Origin of the sequence: Listeria immobilis, from assembly GCF_014322845.1 — a bacterium.
Lineage (GTDB): Bacteria > Bacillota > Bacilli > Lactobacillales > Listeriaceae > Listeria > Listeria immobilis.
Window position 1 is genome coordinate 17,577 of the sequence record NZ_JAASUA010000011.1, and the last position, 22,531, is coordinate 40,107.

The window sequence follows — 22,531 nt, forward strand, 5'->3', positions numbered from 1 at the left end:
CACGCTTTTTAGATTATATTTAAAGTAGGAAGGCGCTTCTTTTGTGGGGCGCTTTTTTATTTTAATATATTTCAGTTGCAAGGAATTATTTTGCTGTTATAATAGAACTAAATATATCGAAAAAGTGTTGATGGGAAGAAGTATGGAATTCTAAGCTTGTAGAGAGAGTCGCCGTGGCTGGAAGTGACTTAGCTGAACACTCCTGAAATGCCTCCCTGAATTCTAGTGGGAAGTTTAGTATCACTAGACGAAATGTGGGTCGTTATCCCCACCCCTAGAGTTGGAGTGTCTGCAAGGAATTTGGCAGAACTCAAGTCAGAGTGGAACCGCGCAAAGCGTCTCTGTATTGGAGGGGCTTTTTTTGTTGGTTTAAGCCCTAATGAAATGTACTAACTTGAATAAGGAGGCAACAAAATGCCAACTCGCTTAAAAGAAGATATTGCAACAATTATAAAAAATGATCCTGCGACAAAAAGCTTTTTGGATGCTTTTTTAACTAATCCAGGTCTGCATGCGCTTTGGTGGCATCGGTCAGCGAACTTTTTTTATCGTCATAACATGGTGTTATTCGCAAAAGTATTATCGCAGGCAGCTCGTTTTTTTACAAATATAGAGATTCACCCAGGAGCAACAATTGGTAAGCGGCTTTTTATTGATCATGGTGCCGGAATTGTTATTGGGGAAACAGCGGAAATTGGTGATGATGTAACGATATTTCACGGGGTTACACTTGGAGGCACTGGAAAAGATTGTGGAAAACGCCATCCGACAGTTGGTGATGGTGCATTAGTTTCAGCGGGTGCTAAAGTGCTCGGTCCAGTAGAAATTGGCGCGGATTCGCGGATTGGCGCAGGGGCAGTCGTTTTAAAAGATGTTCCGCCGGGTGCAACAGTAGTCGGAATCCCGGCTAAAGTAGTTCGGCTTAACGGACGGACAGTTGGACATGCAGTTCCTAAAATCGATGAACTTAACTTGCGAATTAATGAACTCGAAAATATAGTAGAAAAACTTTTGAAAGAAAAGGAGTAGATGGGATTGTCGATACAAATTTTTAATACACTAAAACGAGAGAAAGAGGTCTTTAAACCGCTCAAGGATGGCGAAGTGAAAATGTATGTATGTGGTCCGACTGTATATAATTACATCCATATTGGAAATGCGCGTCCGATTATTGTATTTGACACAGTTCGACGTTATTTTACGTATCGTGGGTATGATGTAAAATTCGTGTCTAATTTTACCGATGTAGATGATAAATTGATTCGTGCGGCAAATGAACTAAAACTAACGGTGCCGGAAGTGGCGGATCGTTTTATTGGTGCTTATTTTGATGATGTTGATCAATTGAATGTTGCTAAAGCTACAGTAAATCCGCGAGTGACAGAAAATATGGATGAAATAATTCAATTAATAAGTACGTTAATTGAAAAAGGCTATGCGTATGAATCAGCTGGAGATGTATATTTCCGTACACAAAAATTTGAGGGTTATGGGAAATTATCTGGGCAAGCATTATCAGAATTACAGCATGGTGCTAGGGTTGAGTATAATGAACGTAAGCAAGATGAACTGGATTTCACTCTTTGGAAAGCGGCGAAACCTGGGGAGATTTTTTGGGAAAGTCCATTTGGTAATGGGCGTCCGGGCTGGCATATTGAATGCTCAGCGCTCGCTAAAAAATATTTGGGTGACACAATTGATATTCATGCTGGCGGGCAAGATTTAATATTTCCCCACCATGAAGATGAAATTGCGCAATCAGAGGCGGCGACAGGGAAAACATTTGCCAACTATTGGATGCACAACGCCTTTTTAAATATTGATGGAGAAAAAATGTCCAAATCACTTGGGAATTTTATTACCCTGCATGATGTTTTAAAAGATAATGATCCAAATGTCATTCGTTTCTTTATGTTGTCTGTTCATTACCGGAAGCCGATTACATTAAATGACGCGATTTTAGAAGATGCAAAAAATGGCTTAGAACGTTTAATGATTGCTTATCAAAATATTGACCATCGTATCCAAACAGATGATGGGGAATATGTGGAGGAAGCGCAACAGGACGAATGGCTGGAACAATTAATTGAACTTAAACGTGCTTTTGAAGAAGAGATGGATGATGATTTTAATACAGCTAATGCGATTACGACTTTCCATGAACTGGCAAAACGAGCGAATATTTATCTAGCAAAAGATGTTGTTTCGATTGATGTACTGCGAGAATTCTTAAGCATGATGCGCTTATTTGCTGAAGTTTTAGGACTGAAATTAGAATATACACAAACAGAATCACTTAATGATAATGAAGTAGAGGCGCTAATTGAAGAACGATTGCAAGCTAGAAATGAACGTAATTTCGCACGAGCTGATGAAATTCGAGATATTCTAAAAGAAAAAAATATTATTTTGGAAGACACTGCGCAAGGTACGCGGTTTAGACGGGGGTAAATATGGCGGAAGTAAAAGAATACAAACAACTTAATGGTCTCGCACTTGCTTATATGGGTGATGCTGTTTATGAAAAATTTATCCGTGAATATTTGCTGGCTGCCGGTAAGACAAAACCTAATCAACTGCACAAAACAGCCACTAAATTTGTGTCTGCTAAAGGGCAAGCAGTGGCGCTAAAAAAAATGATGGTGGATGATTTCTTAACAGAAGAGGAGACAGCGATTGCTAAACGGGGAAGAAATGCCAAGTCCTACACTGTTCCAAAAAATACGGATCCAGCAACATACAGCATGTCTACATCATTCGAGGCGGTACTAGGGTATCTTTATTTAGCGGGAGAACTTGATAGGCTGCAAGAGTGGATGGAAAAGGCACTTGAAATAGTAGAAAAAGGAGTGGAAAATAGCTAATGGAACAAGAAAATGAGCAAGAGTGGATTGGTGGTAGAAACCCGGTTCTTGAAGTATTGCGTTCAGATAGAGATATTCATAAAATTTACGTACAAGAAGGCACGCAAAAAGGTGTTTTAAAACAAGTTTTAACTCTAGCAAAAGAACGTAAAATCCAAGTGCAATTTGTACCAAAACAAAAAATTGAAAAAGTGGTTAGTGGTTCACATCAAGGCGTCGCGGCACAAGTCGCAGCCTATCAATATGCAGAATTAGATGACTTATTTAATGCTGCCGAAGCAAAAGGGGAAATGCCGTTTTTTATTATCCTTGATGAGTTAGAAGACCCGCATAATTTAGGGTCAATCATGCGTACAGCTGATTCTGTTGGAGCGCATGGTATCATTATTCCGAAAAGACGCGCAGTTGGATTAACCCAGACAGTGGCAAAAGCAAGCACGGGTGCAATGGAATATGTCCCTGTTGTTCGGGTAACAAATATGGTGCGTACAATGGAAGAATTACAAAAACGAGGCTTGTGGATTTTTGGTACAGATGCAAAAGGAAGTAGCGATTATCGGACTATGGATGTGGACATGCCGCTTGCGATTGTTATTGGCAGTGAAGGATTTGGAATGAGTCGTTTAGTTAGAGAAAAATGTGATTTCCTTGTTCATTTACCAATGCGTGGAAAAGTTACATCGTTAAATGCTTCCGTAGCAGCTAGTTTGTTACTTTATGAAGTTTACAGGAAACGTTTCCCTTTGGAGAAATAAAGATGAAACAAATTCTACTTGTTGATGGGTATAATGTGATTGGTGCTTGGCCAGAGTTAAGCTACCTAAAAGAACGCGATTTGGAAGCTGCACGAGATAAACTTATCGAGTGGATGGCTGAATATCAAAGTTATACGGGCTATCGAGTCGTTGTTGTTTTTGATGCGCAATTCGTTCGGAAAGTGAAGCGAAAAAGTATTAAACACCAAGTTGAAGTCGTTTTTACACAGGAAGATGAAACAGCAGACGAATTTATTGAACAAAAGGCTATCGAGTGGAAAGATGCTAGAACGCAAATTATAGTAGCTACGTCTGATTATACAGAACAGTGGGCGATTTTTGGTCAAGGAGCACTACGAATTTCTTCCCGAGAATTACTTTTTGAAATTCAAGAAATGAGCAAAAAAATCGGTCAAAAAATTAAACGAATTCAAGAGAAAATGCCAAAGTCAAACCTAGATATAGATTCTGATGTTATTTTGCAACTTGAAAAATGGCGAAGAGGCGAAGAATAAAGGATTGACGGCAAGTTTTTAGCTATGTATAATAAAGCAACCCCAGAAGAAATCCTGTTGAAAAGGAGCCGAGTAGCTTAGTGGATAATTCAGTGAATCAAGAAGAAATGACAGTGCTTGAACAAGCTAGAAGCGGTGATACAGATGCGTTAGAATATTTTTTTAGTAAATATCAATCAGTTATCTACTGGAAATCAACGCAATATTTTTTGCAAGGTGCAGAGCGAGACGACTTAATTCAAGAAGCGATGATTGGGTTATTTAAAGCGATTCGTGATTATGACCAAACCAAAGAAGCCTCTTTTCGTTCTTTTGCGGAAATGTGCATTAATAGGCAGCTTCTTTCAGCGGTAAAGCGGGCTTCAAGGCAGAAGAATATTCCACTTAATAATTCTGTTTCGCTTGATACGCCCATGGCTGAAGATGATGTAGATTGGACTTTGCTTGATGTTATTTCCGAAAGAGCAGCCGAGACCCCTGAAGATTTCCTTATCAAAAATGAAGGATTAACCCATGTAGCTCGAAAATTAGAAGAAGTAACAAGTGAATTTGAAAAACAAGTTTTAAAACAATATTTAGAAGGAAAAAGTTATCAAGAAATGGCAATTTTTTTCAATAAAAAAGAAAAAGCGATTGATAATGCTTTACAACGAGTGAAAAAGAAAATGATGAAGCAGTTTGACTAAAAAACAATTGACTAGAAATAAGGCAAGTGTTATATTTATATGGATGAAATGTGCCTATTTTTTGGCATGGCATATTTAATGATTGCGGAGTTGAGATAATTTATGAAGAAGAAAACATCCCTTGCTTGTTCTGAGTGTGGTTCAAGAAACTATACGGTGAATGTTAGCGGGACGCAGAAAGAGACTCGCTTAGAAGTGAAAAAATTCTGTCGACACTGCAATAAACATACATTACATCGAGAAACAAAATAGACGATATGGAGGTTTTGATATGTCTGCAATAGCAAGATTCTTTCGGAACGTTTCATCCGAAATGCATAAGGTTACATGGCCAACAAGAAAAGAACTTTTAACATACACAGTAACAGTGGTTATTACAGTGATTTTATTTGCATTATTCTTTATGTTCATTGACTTTGGGATTGAACAATTAATTAAACTTATAATGTAGTGCTAGAAATTTTATAAAGAAAATGATATACTATTACTTGAGACAAAACCCGTACATCTTTCGGGTTTTTTATTTTGGATTATACTAAAAGGAGGATGGCGGCAAAATAGGATGCAGCCAAACAAACAATGGAAAAAAATTGGTATGTAGTTCATACTTACTCCGGTTATGAAAATAAAGTTAAAGCAAACTTAGAAAAACGTGTAGAATCAATGGGCATGTCAGATAAAATCTTCCGTGTTATCGTACCAGAAGAAGAAGAAACAGAAGTGAAAAACGGTAAAACCAAAACAATTAAACGCAAAGTCTTTCCTGGGTATGTACTTGTTGAGATTGTGATGACAGATGACTCTTGGTATGTCGTGCGTAATACGCCAGGTGTTACTGGCTTTGTTGGTTCATCAGGTTCTGGTTCCAAACCAACACCATTACTTCCAGAAGAAGCGGATCGTATTTTGAAAAGCATGGGCATGGTCGAAAAACGTGCTGAAGCTGACTTTGAAATTGGAGAAACTGTTATGGTCAAAGAAGGGCCGTTTGCAGACTTCTCTGGTAAAGTAGATGAAATGGACAACGACAAAGGTAAAGCGAAAGTTATGGTAAACATGTTCGGTCGTGAAACGCCAGTCGAAGTAGATTTCAACCAAATCGAAAAATTATAAGTTTAACAACCTCTACGGGCAATCGTGGGGGTTGTTTTCATAGAAAGGAGGAGTGGAAATGACGCATGCAAAAGAAATTTATTTAGAATTGAAAAGAGAAGCGGAATTTTTCGATCTCGATTTTCCGTTATACTTAGGGGATGGCCCAGGTGCCGGGGAACTTTGTATGGACTTTAATGAAGAAGAGGGTTACATGCTCTATGGCTATGAACGAGGAAGTCGCTATAGTGAATTTAAAACAATGGATTTGGCGGAATTTAGATATGAAGTTTTTCTGCACCTTTGCTGGTATATGGGAATGGAATTTGAGTTGCGGCACCGAAAAGAAGATATAAAACGTGATGATAATATTCTTGAAACGGACACGCGAAAAGTTGCTTTTGAAAAAACGTTACAATTATTGAACACGGTTAATCCAGCATGGTTAGATAAAGCTTCCAAGGGATATACAGCTTACTTAAATCTTTGGCGAAAAAAGCAAAATGTTTACTTTGATAAAGAAATAATGGAATTTAAAGTCGGTTTATAAAAAATCTTGCAACTGATTGCTTATAATGGTATCATATATAAGTACGTTTTTGACGTATGTTTTAACGTGGGAGGGGAAATATCAGCCCCATGCAACCACATCACGGACTTAAGGAGGTATGTCTCGTGGCAAAAAAAGTGATTAAAGAAGTTAAGCTTCAAATTCCAGCAGGTAAAGCAAACCCTGCACCACCAGTTGGACCTGCATTGGGTCAAGCTGGCGTAAACATCATGGGATTCTGTAAAGAGTTTAATGCTCGCACAGCCGATCAAGCTGGTCTTATTATTCCTGTTGTGATCACTGTATTTGAAGACCGTTCGTTTACGTTCATCACTAAAACTCCACCAGCAGCTGTATTACTTAAAAAAGCAGCAAAAGTGGAAAAAGGATCCGGTGAACCAAACAAAACAAAAGTTGCATCTGTAACTCGCGCTCAAGTACAGGAAATTGCTGAAACTAAAATGCCAGACCTTAACGCTGCAAATGTTGAATCTGCAATGCTAATGGTTGAAGGTACTGCACGTTCTATGGGTATCACTATCCAAGACTAATCGTGTGTTTCACAATTTGACAATTAAGGAGGAAAAGAAATGGCTAAGAAAGGCAAAAAGTATCAAGATGCTTTAAAACAAATTGATGCAAATAAAGTTTACACTGCAGAAGAAGCAGTAGAACTTGCTAAAAAAATTGACTTCGCTAAATTCGATGCAACTGTTGAAGTAGCATTCCGTCTTGGCGTTGACCCTAAAAAAGCGGACCAACAAATCCGTGGTGCTGTTGTATTACCAAACGGTACTGGTAAAACTCAACGTGTATTAGTATTCGCAAAAGGTGAAAAAGCAAAAGAAGCTGAGGCTGCTGGAGCTGATTACGTTGGTGAATCTGAATTCGTTGAAAAAATCAACCAAGGTTGGTTTGACTTTGACGTTATCGTTGCAACACCTGATATGATGGGTGAAGTTGGTAAATTAGGCCGTGTCCTTGGACCAAAAGGTTTAATGCCAAACCCTAAAACTGGTACTGTAACAATGGACGTAACTAAAGCAGTTAACGAAATTAAAGCTGGTAAAGTAGAATATCGTGTTGATAAAGCTGGTAATGTCCACGCTGCAATCGGTAAAGTATCTTTTGATGCTGCTAAACTAGTAGAAAACTTCCGTACTGTAAATGACGTTCTTCAAAAAGCAAAACCTGCTGCTGCGAAAGGTACTTACGTGAAAAATCTTTCCGTAACAACTACTTTCGGACCTGGAATCCAAGTTGACCCAGCAAGCTTATAAAATTTAACTTGACCAGCCGCTTGTCATTTGATAAGATAGGCTAGTTGAAACAATCAAATATCCTTACCGTAGACAGTTGGTGCGTGTATCGCTTAAATTTGCCACCCGAGGGATTACTTTTAGAGTGTGCGTCCGCGTACATTTTATAAAAAACCTCTGGCGTCTACGGTGCCAGAGGTTTTTTGTTGCTGATGAAACGGAACTAGTGTCTGTTTAATTAGATTTAATTGTTGGACGGAGGTGGAAAAATGAGTAAAGTTCTTGAAGCTAAACAAAGTGCAGTAGAAGAAATTAAAACAAAATTATCAGCTAGTGCGTCTACAGTAATTGTTGATTACCGCGGCCTAAACGTTGGCGAAATCACTGACTTACGTAAACAATTGCGTGATGCTGGTATTGAATTTAAAGTCTACAAAAACTCACTAACTCGCCGTGCTGTTGAAGCTAACGGTTACGAAGGTTTAGAAGGAGCTCTAACTGGTCCTAACGCAATCGCATTCAGTAATGAAGACGTAGTTGCGCCTGCGAAAATCCTTAACGATTTCGCTAAAGATCATGAAGCACTAGAAATCAAAGCCGGTGTTATTGAAGGTAAAGTTGCTTCTCTTGAAGAAATTAAAGCACTTGCAACACTTCCATCACGCGAAGGATTGCTATCTATGCTTTGCAACGTACTTCAAGCTCCAGTTCGCGGTCTTGCTATCGCTACTAAAGCTGTTGCTGACCAAAAAGAAGGACAAGAAGCGTAATCTGTTCTACCTAGGGGAAACCCTAAAAACAAATCTCGGTTAAATCCGAAAAAATTATATTAATTGGAGGAATTTCAAAATGGCTTTAAACATTGAAGAAATCATTGCTTCCGTAAAAGAAGCATCTGTATTAGAACTAAACGATTTAGTAAAAGCAATCGAAGAAGAATTTGGCGTAACTGCTGCTGCTCCTGTAGCTGTAGCTGCTGCTGGTGGCGGTGCTGCTGAGCAAACTGAATTCACTGTAGAACTAGCATCTGCTGGTGACTCTAAAATCAAAGTTATCAAAGTGGTACGTGAAATCACTGGTCTTGGCTTAAAAGAAGCTAAAGAATTAGTTGATAACGCTCCTAAAGCTCTTAAAGAAGGCGTAACTAAAGAAGAAGCAGAAGAAATTAAAGCTAAACTTGAAGAAGTTGGCGCTAACGTAGAAGTTAAATAATTTGGAAGAGACCTTAGGATTTCTAAGGTCTCTTTTTTTAATATCACTAAAGGATTGACTTAAAAGGAAACAATGGGTATTTTCCTTCTCAAAAGTCTTTTTTTTATTGTCTTTTAACCAGATTACATGCTAGTATAAAGAAAGGAATAGTTTTCTGGAGGGCTTAAAAATGTCGATTAAATCTATATCGAAATCTGAATTTGAGATTATGAAAGTTATATGGGATTTTGGGAGAGCTGTTCAGTATGCGGATGTAGCTGATAAGTTAACTGAAAAAGATTTCTCTTGGAAGAAAAATACTGTTCTTACTTTTTTGACTAGACTAGTGGAAAAAAAGCTGCTTCGTGTTAAAAAAATTGGTCGTAAAAATGAATATTATGCACTTGTGAGTGAAAGTGAGTATTTAAGCCAACAGACGAAAAACTTTTTAGAGGATATTTATGAAGGCGATGTGAAAGGATTAATTACAAATCTTGTGCAAAAAGATCTAATCACAGCCGATGAAATAGATGACTTACAACAATATTGGAAAAGGATGAAATCAACTGAATGAATGAACTTCTTAAGATTATTTTATCAATGGCGTTGACATCGCTAGTATTAATACCGTTTGTTTGGGGATTTAGTAAAATCTTCCATCGGTTTTTAAGTAAACAAAAAATATATTATTTATGGCTCGTTGTCTTTTTCTTTTTGACAGTGCCTTTTTCGCTGTTTTTCCTAAATTCTGATAAAAATAGTGACTTTATGTGGCTGAACAGAACTGGATTTGAAGGGGTAACTTCCATTGTGATGGATGGAAACGGTGTTGTTTTAGAGCGAGACTTCAAAATCACTTTTTGGATGACGATACTAGATTATTTATGGTTAATATGGCTAGTTGTTTTCCTGCTGATTTTTATTTACCGAATTGCTTCTTATCGAAATTTTAAAAAATATGTTTTTTCTGGTGCGCAAAAAGTAGAAGACATCAAGCAATTAGATATGCTAGCTGAAATTTTAGAAAGTCTAAATATAAAAAATCCTGTAGAATTACTGATTAATCCACTTATTTCATCACCTATTTTTTTAGGTTTTAAAAAACAAGTGATTGTTCTACCTGATAAATCTTTTTCCGAAAAAGAATTACAGCATATTTTCAGGCATGAGTTAGTGCATTGTAAACGTAAAGATATGTTTTACGTTTGGCTTGTCCAGTTTTATACATCTGTATATTGGTTTAACCCGTTAATGTATTTGATGAATAAGCGGATTCAAAAAGATCGTGAACTTGCTTGTGATGAAGTGGTTTTAAAGATGGTGCCGGAAAGGGAGTATTTTACTTACGGGGATACGCTGCTTTCTTCGCTTGCTAAATCTGGGAACTATAAAGAACCAGCTGTATCAGTTGCACTTCATGAAAATGCAAAAGCGCTTAAGGAAAGACTTGCATTTATTGCAAGCTACCAAAAAAATACCAAACCAATTCACTTTATTTTCCTAGTCTTCCTTATAATTGCTTGTAGTATGGGGATTTTCTTTAGTGCAGTACAAGCAGAAGTTCTTATTAAAGAAAAGCAAAAAGGTATCATAATTGGTAAATAGTAAAAGCTTCTCTCGGTTGTTTGAGAGAAGTTTTTTTATTTAAGGTATTGACACTAAAGACTACACAATGTAGAATTAAAAAGTGTTAAAATATCATTGAAAAAGGTGGCTTGAATAAATGCTTTGGGGGAAGAAAATTGTTATACCAAAAGAGTTCAGTCAATTTAATACATTTTCAGCAGACAGAGAAAAACTTCTTTGTATAGGTGCTGCTACTACAGAGTGTAAATATAAAACCGAACTAAAATTAAGTGGGGCGAATAAAATGCTTAAACTTTATTATCCGCATAATGTTGCTGCAAGAGTGTTAGAATATTGGTTGCCAACGTTTGGTATAAATGATTCTTGTTCTGCGTTTGAGATAATTTCTGAGAGGGTTAGATTGAATGACTATTATGGTGTAGTATCCGCTGGAAATGCATCGAGTGTTGTTCGTGAAATTACTAAAACGTGTCATAAAAATACTTATGATGAAGCGAGCCTTTTAGCAACTGCTGAAAAAATTAAAACGTATGGAGCTTTTGATTTGGAAAAGCTAGGATATTTGATACGTGTTTGTTTTTCGGTGGACTTGCTCAGTGAGAAGCAAGCATGGAATTTTTTAGAAGAACTATGGGAAGCAGCGGTTTTACACTTTGACAACTGGGATGATTACATCGTTAGTTTCGTCAATGGGCAAGTAGGTTTAGGAACCATTTGGTATAGCGATACACTTGTTTCTTATGTACAATTAAAAAAAGATCCAGCAAGTTTATTAAATACATACCAACTAAAAAATTGATAAAGGGAGATTGATTATGAAGAAAATTTTAAGTTTAGTGAGCGTTTTATTATTAGCAATTATTGTGACAGCGTGTGGAAAAGATGCTAGTGAAGAAAAAGTTGAAAAAGATACTTATGTAGCTGAAATTCAAGGAGCGCAATTAGAAGCGACATTTTCTCATGCGGGTGATAACTTAAGAAAAGTAGAGCAAAAAATGGTATATCCAATGTCTTACCTTGGTTACGAAGATGGTGAAAAACTGGATGATGCTACAAAAAAACAACTTACAGAACAAGTGGAGTCACAATATTCAGAGTACAAAGATGGCGAAGGAACATCATTGAAAACAGAGTTCACTGATAATGGGCTTGAAATGACAATGGCTGTTGATTTATACAAAGCTGATAAAACAGCGATTAGCTCACTTATTGGCGGCGGAACAGACGATCCTAAAAATATTAGTTATAAAGATACTATAGCGGATTTTGAATCTCAAGGTTTCAAGAAAAAATAATCCTAAAACACATTAATAACCATTTTCCTTTTAGTGCTATTTTACAATGAATATTTATGCTAAAATAGCTAGAGATATGAAAGGAAGGTGCGGTTAATGGCGAACAATCATTACTACACTAATGACGAAAACTTAAAACATAATCGTAAAACATGGCAAACAATGTTAAACGGTTTTAATATGCAATTTACAAGTGATAACGGTGTATTTTCAAAAAATACTATTGATTTTGGCTCGCGAGTACTAATTGAATCTTTTTCATTAGAGGTAACATCTGGGAAAATTTTGGATGTAGGTTGTGGCTACGGGCCAATGGGGCTAACGGTAGCAAAAGCATTTCCGACAAGCCAAGTTGATTTAGTAGATGTGAATTTACGGGCGCTTGAGCTAACTAAGGAAAATGCAAAATTAAACCAAGTCGCAAATGTCCGTGTATATGAGAGTTCCGTTTATGAAAGTGTAAAAGATGAAGATTATCAAGCAATAATCAGCAATCCACCTATCCGTGCAGGGAAGCAAGTAGTTCACGCGATTTTAGAAGGAGCATATACGCACCTTAAAACGGGCGGAGAACTATGGATTGTTATTCAAAAGAAACAGGGTGGGCCATCTGCAAAAGCTAAAATGGAAACTGTTTTTGGGAATGTAGAGCAAGTTACTAAGGAAAAAGGATATTTTATTTTCAAAAGTATAAAAGAATGAAGTTGTGTAAAGCTTGAGAATATGCTAATATAAACACATATTTAACTAAGAAAGGACTGAGGAATATGCTAAGAATGATAAATTTACTAGAAATAAATAACCAATCAAGAATTAAGATAATAGGTAATTTTTTAATGTTCGCGCATGTTAATTCCGCGTCTTTTCAAGGTAATGTTCGTTAAAATTTTCGTCCTTCAATCTTTCTTGGTTGAGGGACTTTTTTAATACCTAAAAATAAACTTGAAAGAAGTGATTAACATGGTAGGGGAACTCAGGAGTAAAATAATTAGCTAGCAAGAGAAGTGAGCTAAAAGGTTTCATTTCTCTATTAAATAGAAAATGAGGAATAGAAATGCTAACATTAAAAGGAAAATATAACGAGGCAAAAGTTTTTACAGATAATCTAGATGAAAGTACAATTGGACAAATTATTACAATTTGCAATCAATCATTTGCTAAGGAAAGTAAAATTCGCGTTATGCCAGATACACATCGGGGGCATGGTTGTGTTATTGGGACAACCATGACGATTCAAGATAAGATAGTCCCAAATTTGGTTGGAGTTGACATTGGTTGCGGACTGCATGTGGTGAAAATTAAACCAGGTAAACTAAAAATGAATTTTGAAAAACTGGATAAAACAATCCGTAATCGAATTCCTTCTGGACATAGCACGCATGATAAAGCGATTGCTGCGTTTGATTTAGAAAACGTTATTGCGCCTATTCACCAAGGTTGGGCATCCCGAAGTATCGGTACACTTGGAGGCGGTAATCATTTTATTGAAGTGAACCAAGGAGAAGACGGGATTTACCTTGTGATTCATAGTGGAAGCCGAATTTTAGGAAAAGAGATTGCAGAATATCATCAAGAAATTGCTTATCAAAAATTAAGCGAGTTACGTAAAGAATTTAAAATTAGTGCTGCTGATGCAAAAAAACGGGGGCATTTAGAAGAGGCGGCGCGATGGGGTGATGAGCGAGAGTTAATCAAATTACCATACGATTTATCTTATGTGACACAATCAGATTTAGATAACTATTTAGCTGATATGGAAATAGCGCAACGTTTTGCAGCGTATAATCGTTCTGTAATGGCGGAGACAATTTTAAAAGCGATGAAATGGGATAAAGCAGTTGTTTCTTCATTTGACTGTGTGCATAATTATATTGATCTTGAAAATAATATGCTACGAAAAGGTGCAACATCCGCTCAGTTGGGCGAACAAATTATAGTTCCGCTGAACATGCGTGATGGAAGTATTATCGCCACAGGAAAAGGAAATGCTGATTGGAACTATTCTGCGCCGCATGGAGCAGGGCGGATTTTAAGTCGCTCTAAAGCAAAAGCGCAAATCAGTTTGGAAAGCTATCAAGAATCTATGAAAAACATTTGGACTACATCGGTTTCTAAAAAGACATTGGATGAAGCGCCCAAAGCCTACAAATCTGCCAAACAGTTACTTGCAGATGTAGAAGATACGATGGAAATTCAAGAAATAATCAAGCCTTTATATAATTTTAAAGGTTAATAAAAAGAAGCGGCAAATATTATACCATGCCGCTTCTTATTTTTCTAGAAAAATATTTGACATAGGTAGAGAAATGTTGTATTATAGTATAATGCCAAAAGAATCTATACCGTTTTTTTGCGTGGATTTTTATTTCAAAATATGACAAAAAATGAAGCGTTTGCGCGGTTTTTGGTGCTATAAATAAACATGAATGTGGTTTTCAGAAATATATGATGAAATCCGCTTTCTTTTTGTCTAAAGCAGCAATTTTTTCTTTTTGAAGTTCCACTTGATTTCGCTTAGGTTTTATCTAATTGCTTTTATGCGAATTAGATGTACACAAGGTAGCAGGAAACTTTTGATGAACGCTGTTTAAGGTTGATGATATGTATGGATATACTTGCGTTAGACCAGTCAAACTTAAACATCGGGTGCGGGGGGTTCCACTGTTTTTGTGCCTAAAAAAGAAATCAGTGTGCTTATAAATTTTTAATTAATTTGAGGGGTGAATAGTTTGTCAGGACATTCAGGACATGATGTAAAATATGGACGGCATCGTACGCGTAGAAGTTTTGCGCGAATCAGTGAAGTACTTGAATTACCAAACTTAATTGAAATTCAAACAGCTTCCTACCAATGGTTCTTAGATGAAGGACTACGTGAGATGTTCCGCGATATTTCGCCAATTGAGGATTTTGCGGGTAATTTATCTTTAGAATTCATTGATTACGATCTTGGAGAGCCGAAATATTCGGTAGAAGAATCTAAGAACCGTGATGCAAACTATGCGGCTCCACTACGCGTGAAGTTGCGCCTAATCAACAAAGAAACCGGCGAAGTTAAAGACCAAGAAGTATTTATGGGAGATTTCCCACTAATGACTGAAATGGGTACGTTCATTATTAATGGGGCAGAACGTGTTATCGTTTCCCAATTAGTTCGTTCTCCAGGTGTCTACTTCAATGGAAAACTCGACAAAAATGGTAAAAAAGGCTTTGGTTCTACTGTCATCCCTAACCGTGGGGCTTGGCTTGAGTATGAAACAGATGCTAAAGACGTAGTACATGTTCGTATCGACCGTACACGTAAATTACCAGTAACTGTTTTACTTCGTGCATTAGGCTTTGGTTCCGATCAAGAAATTATTGATTTAATCGGGGACAATGACTATTTACGTAACACACTTGAAAAAGACAATACTGATAACGCTGAAAAAGCACTTCTAGAAATTTACGAAAGATTACGTCCTGGTGAGCCACCAACAGTAGATAACGCTAGAAGCTTACTAGTTTCTCGTTTCTTTGATCCAAAACGCTATGACCTTGCAAGCGTTGGACGTTATAAAATCAACAAAAAATTACATCTAAAAAACCGTCTATTCAATCAAACATTAGCAGAAACTTTAGTAGACCCAGAAACTGGCGAAATTATTGCTTCTAAAGGTGATATTTTGGATCGTCGTAATTTAGATCAAATTATTCCTAATTTAGAAAACGGTGTAGGTTTCCGCACACTTCGTCCAACAGACGGTGTAATGGAAGATAGCGTACTCGTTCAATCTATTAAAATCTATGCACCAAATGATGAAGAAAAAGAAATCAATATCATTGGTAATGCATATATAGAAGAAAACGTAAAACACATCACGCCTTCTGATATTATTTCATCCATTAGCTACTTCTTTAACTTGCTACATGGTGTTGGCGATACAGATGATATCGATCACTTAGGTAATCGTCGTCTTCGTTCTGTAGGTGAGCTTTTACAAAACCAATTCCGTATCGGTTTATCCCGTATGGAACGTGTGGTTCGTGAACGTATGTCTATTCAAGATATGACAACAATTACACCACAACAATTGATCAACATTCGTCCAGTAGTTGCATCTATTAAAGAATTCTTTGGTAGCTCGCAATTATCTCAGTTTATGGATCAAACAAATCCACTTGGCGAACTTACGCATAAACGTCGTCTTTCAGCGCTTGGACCTGGTGGTTTGACGCGTGAACGTGCTGGTTATGAAGTGCGTGACGTGCATTATTCTCACTACGGTCGTATGTGTCCGATTGAAACGCCAGAGGGACCAAATATTGGATTGATTAACTCCCTTTCTTCCTTTGCGAAAGTAAATAAATTCGGCTTTATCGAAACTCCTTATCGCCGCGTAGACCCTGAAACAAACCGCGTTACAGATAAAATTGATTATCTTACTGCGGATGAAGAGGATAATTACGTGGTAGCGCAAGCAAACTCGAAATTAGACGAACAAGGTACTTTTACAGAAGAAGAAGTTATGGCTCGTTTCCGTTCAGAAAACTTAGCAGTAGAAAAAGAACGTATTGACTACATGGATGTATCGCCTAAACAGGTTGTTTCTGTTGCGACAGCATGTATTCCGTTCCTTGAAAACGATGATAGTAACCGTGCGCTTATGGGAGCGAACATGCAACGTCAAGCAGTTCCTCTTATGCACCCTGAAGCACCGTTTGTTGGAACAGGTATGGAACATGTATCTGCGAAAGACTCTGGTGCTGCTGTAACTGCTAAACATGATGGTATTGTAGAACACGTAGAAGCTCGCGAAATCTGGGTTCGTCGTGTATCTCTAGTGGATGGTAAAGAAGTAACTGGCGGGATTGATAAATATACTTTACGTAAATTTGTTCGTTCTAACCAAGGTACTTGTTATAACCAACGTCCAAACGTAGCAGAAGGTGACCGCGTTGTTAAAGGAGAAATCCTTGGTAACGGTCCATCTATGGATTCCGGTGAACTTGCACTCGGTCGTAATGTACTAGTTGCATTTATGACTTGGGACGGCTATAACTATGAGGATGCAATCATCATGAGCGAACGTCTTGTAAAAGATGATGTTTATACTTCGATTCATATTGAAGAATTTGAATCAGAAGCTCGTGATACAAAACTTGGACCTGAAGAAATGACTCGTGATATTCCGAATGTTGGGGAAGATGCTTTACGCGACCTTGATGAACGTGGAATTATCCGTGTTGGTGCTGAAGTAAAAGACAACGATCTTCTAGTTGGTAAAGTTACACCAAAAGGAGTGACGGAACTAACTGCAGAAGAACGTTTATTACACGCTATTTTTGGTGAAAAAGCACGTGAAGTTCGTGATACTTCATTACGTGTACCACATGGCGGTGGCGGAATCGTGCTTGACGTGAAAATCTTTACACGTGAAGCTGGAGACGAACTACCACCAGGCGTAAACCAATTAGTACGTGTTTATATTGTACAAAAACGTAAAATCCACGAAGGCGATAAAATGGCTGGACGTCATGGTAATAAAGGGGTTATCTCCCGTATTTTACCAGAAGAAGATATGCCATTTATGCCAGACGGAACACCAGTTGACATCATGCTTAACCCACTAGGTGTACCATCTCGTATGAATATCGGACAAGTTCTTGAATTACACTTAGGTATGGCAGCTCGTGCTTTAGGAATTCACGTTGCAACTCCAGTATTTGATGGAGCGAATGAAGAAGATGTATGGAGCACAGTAGCAGAAGCTGGTATGGCCCGCGATGCGAAAACAGTTCTTTACGACGGTCGTTCTGGAGAAGCATTTGATAACCGTATCTCTGTTGGTGTAATGTATATGATCAAACTTGCCCACATGGTTGATGATAAATTACATGCACGTTCAACAGGACCTTACTCCCTAGTAACACAACAACCGCTTGGAGGTAAAGCGCAATTCGGTGGACAACGTTTTGGTGAAATGGAAGTATGGGCACTAGAAGCTTATGGTGCTGCATATACCCTTCAAGAAATCCTAACGATTAAATCCGATGACGTGGTTGGTCGTGTGAAAACTTACGAAGCGATTGTTAAAGGCGAAAGCGTTCCAGAACCTGGTGTGCCAGAATCCTTCAAAGTACTCATCAAAGAGCTTCAAAGTCTTGGAATGGATGTTAAAATGCTTTCCGCAGACGAAGAAGAAATCGAGATGCGTGACATGGATGATGATGACTTTACTAATCAAAATGATGCCTTCAATATCGTACAACCGGAAAACGCAGCCGCTGAAAAGACTGAGTAATTCGGTTCGATAATTGAGACTCCAAAACAATAAGAAACAATGATTTGTTTTTTGCAAAATATAAAATTAAGCAATCGCTAAGACTTTTCTTAAAAAAGTCGAGGAAGTGTGCAGGCAATCCTACTCACTTCCTAAAAAGCGAATGCTCCAAACTAATTTAGGAGGTTGGGCACTTGTTAGATGTTAATAATTTTGAGTATATGAAAATCGGTCTGGCATCTCCAGATAAAATTCGTTCATGGTCTCATGGTGAAGTAAAAAAACCTGAAACCATCAACTACAGAACGCTTAAACCTGAACGTGACGGCTTATTCTGTGAAAGAATTTTTGGACCAATGAAAGACTGGGAATGTTCTTGTGGTAAATACAAACGTGTTCGCTATAAAGGCGTAGTTTGTGACCGTTGTGGAGTAGAAGTAACGAAATCAAAAGTGCGCCGTGAACGTATGGGGCATATTGAACTCGCAGCTCCTGTATCCCACATCTGGTACTTCAAAGGAATTCCAAGCCGGATGGGTCTTGTTATGGACATGTCTCCACGTGCATTAGAAGAAATTATCTACTTTGCATCCTATGTGGTTACGGAACCAGGCGATACCCCACTAGAGAAGAAACAACTTTTATCTGAACGTGAATACCGCGTTTATCGCGAAAAATATGGTAAAGGTTTCTCCGCTGGTATGGGCGCAGAAGCAATCAAAAAAATCTTAGCTGATATTGACTTAGAAAAAGAAACAAATGATTTAAAAGAAGAACTAAAATCTGCACAAGGTCAACGTCGTACTCGTGCAATTCGTCGTTTGGAAGTTATGGAAGCATTCCGTAATTCTGGCAATAACCCTAGCTGGATGGTGCTTGACGTACTACCAGTTATCCCACCAGAAATTCGTCCAATGGTACAACTTGAAGGTGGCCGTTTTGCAACAAGTGATTTAAATGACTTATATCGTCGAGTAATCAACCGGAACAACCGTTTGAAACGTCTACTTGATTTAGGTGCACCAAACATTATCGTCCAAAATGAAAAACGGATGTTACAAGAAGCTGTTGATGCTCTAATTGACAATGGTCGTCGTGGTCGTCCAGTAACTGGTCCGGGTAATCGTCCGCTTAAATCCCTTTCTCATATGCTTAAAGGGAAACAAGGTCGTTTCCGCCAAAACTTATTAGGTAAACGTGTTGACTATTCTGGTCGTTCCGTTATCGTTGTTGGACCTAACTTAAAAATGTACCAATGTGGTCTTCCAAAAGAAATGGCACTTGAATTATTCAAACCATTTGTTATGAAAGAGCTAGTTGGACGCGGTTTAGCGCATAATATCAAGAGTGCTAAACGTAAAATCGAACGTATGTCACCAGAAATTTGGGATGTATTAGAAGAAGTTATCCGTGAACATCCGGTATTACTTAACCGGGCGCCGACACTTCACAGACTTGGTATTCAAGCATTTGAACCAACGCTAGTGGAAGGTCGCGCAATTCGTCTTCACCCTCTTGTATGTACAGCTTACAACGCTGACTTTGATGGTGACCAAATGGCGGTTCACGTTCCTTTATCCGCAGAAGCACAAGCAGAAGCGCGTATTTTAATGCTTGCCGCTCAAAACATTTTGAACCCTAAAGATGGTAAACCAGTTGTAACTCCTTCCCAAGATATGGTGCTAGGTAACTACTACCTTACTTTAGAACGTGAAAATGCTGTTGGTGAAGGTACTATCTTTAAAGACATCAATGAAGCACAACTTGCATATCAAAACGGTTATGTACACTTACATTCACGTATTGCTGTATTTGCCGGTTCGATTCCAAATGAACGTTTCACTGATGAACAACGTAACCAATTATTAATTACGACAGTTGGTAAATTGATTTTCAATACAATTTTACCGAAATCGTTCCCTTATATTAATGAACCAACGAAATTTAACTTAGAAATCGAAACACCAGCGAAATATTTCGTTGATACAACAACGGATGTTCGTGCTCATATTGCGGCACAAGAACTAATCGATCCATTCAAGAAGAAAATCCTCGGTAACATTATCGCGGAAGTCTTCAAGAAATTCCATATTACCGAAACTTCAAAAATGCTTGACCGTATGAAAGATCTTGGTTTCAAGATCTCAACTAAGGCCGGCATGACAGTAGGTATTGCGGATATCTTAACATTAGAAGAAAAACATGAAATTCTTGAAAAAGCACATGATACAGTTGAAAAAATCACTAAATCATTCCGTCGTGGTTTGATTACAGATGATGAAAGATACGAACGTGTTATTGCTGTATGGAATGCTGCCAAAGACGAAATCCAAGGAAAACTGATTTTGAGTTTGGATCGCTTAAATCCAATCTTCATGATGCAAGATTCTGGAGCTCGTGGTAACATTTCCAACTTTACGCAGCTTGCAGGTATGCGTGGACTGATGGCCGATCCATCCGGACGTATTGTAGAATTACCAATTACATCTAACTTCCGTGAAGGTTTAACGGTCTTAGAGTACTTCATTTCTACCCATGGTGCTCGTAAAGGTCTTACCGATACTGCCCTTAAAACTGCCGATTCTGGTTACCTTACTCGTCGTCTTGTTGACGTGGCTCAAGATGTTATTATTCGTGAAGACGATTGTGGCACTGACCGCGGTCTTACAATTAAGGCTATTCGTGAAGGTACTGAAATCATCGAACCACTGGAAGAACGTCTGGAAGGTCGTTATTCTCGTAAAACAATTCGTCACCCAGAAACAAAAGAAGTTATTGCACGTGAAAACGACTTAATCACGGAAGCAATTGCAACTCAAATCGTTGAGGCTGGAATTGAAGAAGTAACCATTCGTTCGGCATTTACTTGTAATACTAAACACGGCGTATGTAAAAAATGTTATGGTAAAAACTTGGCAACTGGTACAGAAGTCGAAGTTGGAGAAGCAGTTGGTATCATCGCTGCCCAATCTATCGGGGAACCAGGAACTCAGCTTACTATGCGTACTTTCCATACAGGTGGGGTTGCTGGAGACGATATCACGCAAGGTCTTCCACGTATTCAAGAAATCTTTGAAGCACGTAATCCGAAAGGGCAAGCTATCATCACTGAAGTTGGCGGTGAAGTTGTTTCTATCGAAGAAGGTCGTGATCGTCAACAAGAAATCACTATCCAAGGTACAGACGACCGCCGTTCTTACAACATTCCTTATACTGCTCGCTTGCGTGTAGAAGAAGGAAGCATTGTTGAACGTGGGGAAGCTCTAACAGAAGGTTCTGTTGATCCTAAAGCCTTGATTCGTGTTCGTGACGTTTTATCCGTTCAAGAATATTTACTTGCAGAAGTACAAAAAGTTTACCGGATGCAAGGGGTAGAAATTGGCGATAAACACGTTGAGGTAATGGTTCGTCAAATGTTACGTAAAATCCGTGTAATGGATACTGGGGATACAAGTATCTTACCAGGTACATTAATGGATATTCATACGTTTACAGAAGCCAACCGTGAAGCTATCTTAAGTGGTAGTCAACCAGCAACAGGTCGTCCAGTTCTTCTAGGGATTACAAAAGCTTCCCTTGAAACGGATTCCTTCTTGTCTGCTGCATCATTCCAAGAAACAACTCGTGTCTTGACGGATGCTGCAATCAAAGGAAAACGTGACGAACTTCTAGGATTGAAAGAAAATGTTATCCTAGGTAAACTTGTTCCAGCTGGTACAGGTATTGGTCGTTACCGCAAACTGAAATCTGAAGTTATTAAAGAAACTGCTGAAGTAACTGACGAAATCACAAATATTTAATTCCAAAAAGCCAAGTGTGCCGTTCGCGCGCACTTGGCTTTTTTTGTTATACTTTAAAAAAGGAGTGAAGTGAAATGATTACACATGTTATTTGGGATATGGGTGAGACACTCAATAACGTACCAAACACAAGGTATGACCACGAGCCTCTTGATACTTATCCAGAAGTTATTTTGCGAAAAGATGCCCATGAAACACTTGAGAAAGTTAAACAATTAGGACTAAAACAAGCTATTTTAAGTAATACGGCAACAAGTGACACCGAAGTTATAAAACGAGTCTTGAAGAATTTTGGTATTTTGGATTTCTTTGATTTTATCTATGCATCCAATTCAGAATTACAACCAGGAAAAATGGAAAAACCAGATAAAACTATTTTTGATTACACATTAAAAAATTTAAATATTGAAGCATCTCAAGCTGTTATGATTGGAAATACCTTTGAAAGTGATATTATTGGAGCAAATCGAGCAGGAATACACGCAATTTGGCTGCAAAACCCAGAAGTTTGTATTCAAGATGAACGCTTGCCCATTGTAACCCCGCCTTTTATTTTGCCAGTTTGGGATTTAAAGGATATACCAGGTGCCCTTCAGCTTTTAAAAAAAGTTACCAATCGCTAAAAGTTTCCTCTTGACCTGTAATGCATTACACAGGGTAAACTAAAAAAGTAG

At 38.0% G+C, this 22,531-nt stretch carries 23 protein-coding genes and 2 other annotated features; all 23 genes read left to right on the forward strand.

The genetic code is table 11. The features are described from left to right. Positions 1-118: 118 nt before the first annotated feature. Positions 119-346 (forward strand) — a binding site (T-box leader). Positions 347-414: 68 nt separating this feature from the next. The 23 genes from epsC (at position 415) to HCJ45_RS12485 (ending at position 22,480) form a co-directional block, all read left to right on the forward strand. Further along, positions 415-1,029, forward strand: coding sequence for a serine O-acetyltransferase EpsC (gene epsC, locus HCJ45_RS12375; protein WP_185346902.1), 615 nt, complete (start codon positions 415-417; stop codon positions 1,027-1,029). A 6-nt stretch (positions 1,030-1,035) separates the two neighbouring features. Beyond that, positions 1,036-2,451: a cysteine--tRNA ligase gene (cysS, locus tag HCJ45_RS12380; protein ID WP_185381469.1), complete on the forward strand. Its 1,416-nt coding sequence runs from the start codon at positions 1,036-1,038 to the stop codon at positions 2,449-2,451. Between the two features lie 2 nt (positions 2,452-2,453). Beyond that, positions 2,454-2,864, forward strand: a complete 411-nt coding sequence (locus HCJ45_RS12385) for a Mini-ribonuclease 3 (protein ID WP_187125006.1) — start codon at positions 2,454-2,456, stop codon at positions 2,862-2,864. Next, positions 2,864-3,619 (forward strand): 23S rRNA (guanosine(2251)-2'-O)-methyltransferase RlmB, encoded by a 756-nt coding sequence (gene rlmB, locus HCJ45_RS12390; RefSeq protein ID WP_185346896.1) that lies wholly within the window; start codon positions 2,864-2,866, stop codon positions 3,617-3,619. Before HCJ45_RS12385 ends, rlmB begins: the two co-directional genes overlap by 1 nt. Before the next feature lie 2 nt (positions 3,620-3,621). After that, complete coding sequence (locus HCJ45_RS12395) at positions 3,622-4,134, forward strand: NYN domain-containing protein (RefSeq protein WP_185381471.1); 513 nt, start codon at positions 3,622-3,624, stop codon at positions 4,132-4,134. Between the two features lie 80 nt (positions 4,135-4,214). Next, positions 4,215-4,820, forward strand: coding sequence for an RNA polymerase factor sigma-70 (locus tag HCJ45_RS12400; protein WP_185346892.1), 606 nt, complete (start codon positions 4,215-4,217; stop codon positions 4,818-4,820). Between the two features lie 102 nt (positions 4,821-4,922). Further along, a complete protein-coding gene (rpmG, locus tag HCJ45_RS12405) occupies positions 4,923-5,072 on the forward strand; it encodes a 50S ribosomal protein L33 (RefSeq protein WP_003728079.1) in 150 nt (49 codons plus the stop codon). A gap of 19 nt (positions 5,073-5,091) precedes the next feature. Then, positions 5,092-5,271, forward strand: a complete 180-nt coding sequence (gene secE, locus HCJ45_RS12410) for a preprotein translocase subunit SecE (protein WP_003718333.1) — start codon at positions 5,092-5,094, stop codon at positions 5,269-5,271. 128 nt (positions 5,272-5,399) lie between these two features. Further along, positions 5,400-5,933, forward strand: coding sequence for a transcription termination/antitermination protein NusG (nusG, locus tag HCJ45_RS12415; protein ID WP_003760101.1), 534 nt, complete (start codon positions 5,400-5,402; stop codon positions 5,931-5,933). 58 nt (positions 5,934-5,991) lie between these two features. Further along, positions 5,992-6,462 (forward strand): Imm63 family immunity protein, encoded by a 471-nt coding sequence (locus tag HCJ45_RS12420; RefSeq protein WP_187125007.1) that lies wholly within the window; start codon positions 5,992-5,994, stop codon positions 6,460-6,462. A gap of 125 nt (positions 6,463-6,587) precedes the next feature. Further along, positions 6,588-7,013, forward strand: coding sequence for a 50S ribosomal protein L11 (gene rplK, locus HCJ45_RS12425; protein ID WP_003718336.1), 426 nt, complete (start codon positions 6,588-6,590; stop codon positions 7,011-7,013). 39 nt (positions 7,014-7,052) lie between these two features. Next, positions 7,053-7,742 carry a 50S ribosomal protein L1 gene (gene rplA / locus HCJ45_RS12430; RefSeq protein ID WP_003718337.1) on the forward strand — a complete coding sequence of 230 codons (690 nt, stop codon included), beginning with the start codon at positions 7,053-7,055 and terminating at the stop codon, positions 7,740-7,742. Between the two features lie 48 nt (positions 7,743-7,790). After that, positions 7,791-7,935: a sequence feature (ribosomal protein L10 leader region), on the forward strand. Between the two features lie 55 nt (positions 7,936-7,990). After that, complete coding sequence (gene rplJ, locus HCJ45_RS12435; RefSeq protein WP_003732833.1) at positions 7,991-8,491, forward strand: 50S ribosomal protein L10; 501 nt, start codon at positions 7,991-7,993, stop codon at positions 8,489-8,491. Between the two features lie 79 nt (positions 8,492-8,570). Then, positions 8,571-8,933 (forward strand): 50S ribosomal protein L7/L12, encoded by a 363-nt coding sequence (gene rplL, locus HCJ45_RS12440; protein ID WP_187125008.1) that lies wholly within the window; start codon positions 8,571-8,573, stop codon positions 8,931-8,933. Between the two features lie 169 nt (positions 8,934-9,102). Beyond that, positions 9,103-9,486: a BlaI/MecI/CopY family transcriptional regulator gene (locus HCJ45_RS12445; protein ID WP_187125009.1), complete on the forward strand. Its 384-nt coding sequence runs from the start codon at positions 9,103-9,105 to the stop codon at positions 9,484-9,486. After that, a complete protein-coding gene (locus HCJ45_RS12450) occupies positions 9,483-10,517 on the forward strand; it encodes a M56 family metallopeptidase (RefSeq protein WP_187125010.1) in 1,035 nt (344 codons plus the stop codon). The genes HCJ45_RS12445 and HCJ45_RS12450 overlap by 4 nt, the downstream gene beginning before the upstream one ends. A 118-nt stretch (positions 10,518-10,635) precedes the next feature. Continuing rightward, positions 10,636-11,298, forward strand: a complete 663-nt coding sequence (locus HCJ45_RS12455; protein ID WP_187125011.1) for a DUF1266 domain-containing protein — start codon at positions 10,636-10,638, stop codon at positions 11,296-11,298. A gap of 16 nt (positions 11,299-11,314) precedes the next feature. After that, positions 11,315-11,794, forward strand: a complete 480-nt coding sequence (locus tag HCJ45_RS12460) for a DUF1307 domain-containing protein (protein ID WP_187125012.1) — start codon at positions 11,315-11,317, stop codon at positions 11,792-11,794. 96 nt (positions 11,795-11,890) lie between these two features. Continuing rightward, a complete protein-coding gene (locus HCJ45_RS12465) occupies positions 11,891-12,496 on the forward strand; it encodes a class I SAM-dependent methyltransferase (protein ID WP_187125013.1) in 606 nt (201 codons plus the stop codon). Positions 12,497-12,848: 352 nt separating this feature from the next. After that, on the forward strand, positions 12,849-14,027 hold the full coding sequence (locus HCJ45_RS12470) for an RtcB family protein (protein WP_187125014.1): 1,179 nt from the start codon (positions 12,849-12,851) through the stop codon (positions 14,025-14,027). A 496-nt stretch (positions 14,028-14,523) separates the two neighbouring features. Further along, a complete protein-coding gene (gene rpoB / locus HCJ45_RS12475; protein WP_185346868.1) occupies positions 14,524-18,078 on the forward strand; it encodes a DNA-directed RNA polymerase subunit beta in 3,555 nt (1,184 codons plus the stop codon). A gap of 173 nt (positions 18,079-18,251) precedes the next feature. Beyond that, positions 18,252-21,857 carry a DNA-directed RNA polymerase subunit beta' gene (gene rpoC, locus HCJ45_RS12480; protein WP_187125015.1) on the forward strand — a complete coding sequence of 1,202 codons (3,606 nt, stop codon included), beginning with the start codon at positions 18,252-18,254 and terminating at the stop codon, positions 21,855-21,857. Positions 21,858-21,931: 74 nt separating this feature from the next. Continuing rightward, positions 21,932-22,480, forward strand: coding sequence for an HAD family hydrolase (locus tag HCJ45_RS12485; RefSeq protein WP_187125016.1), 549 nt, complete (start codon positions 21,932-21,934; stop codon positions 22,478-22,480). The last annotated feature ends 51 nt before the right edge of the window (positions 22,481-22,531 follow it).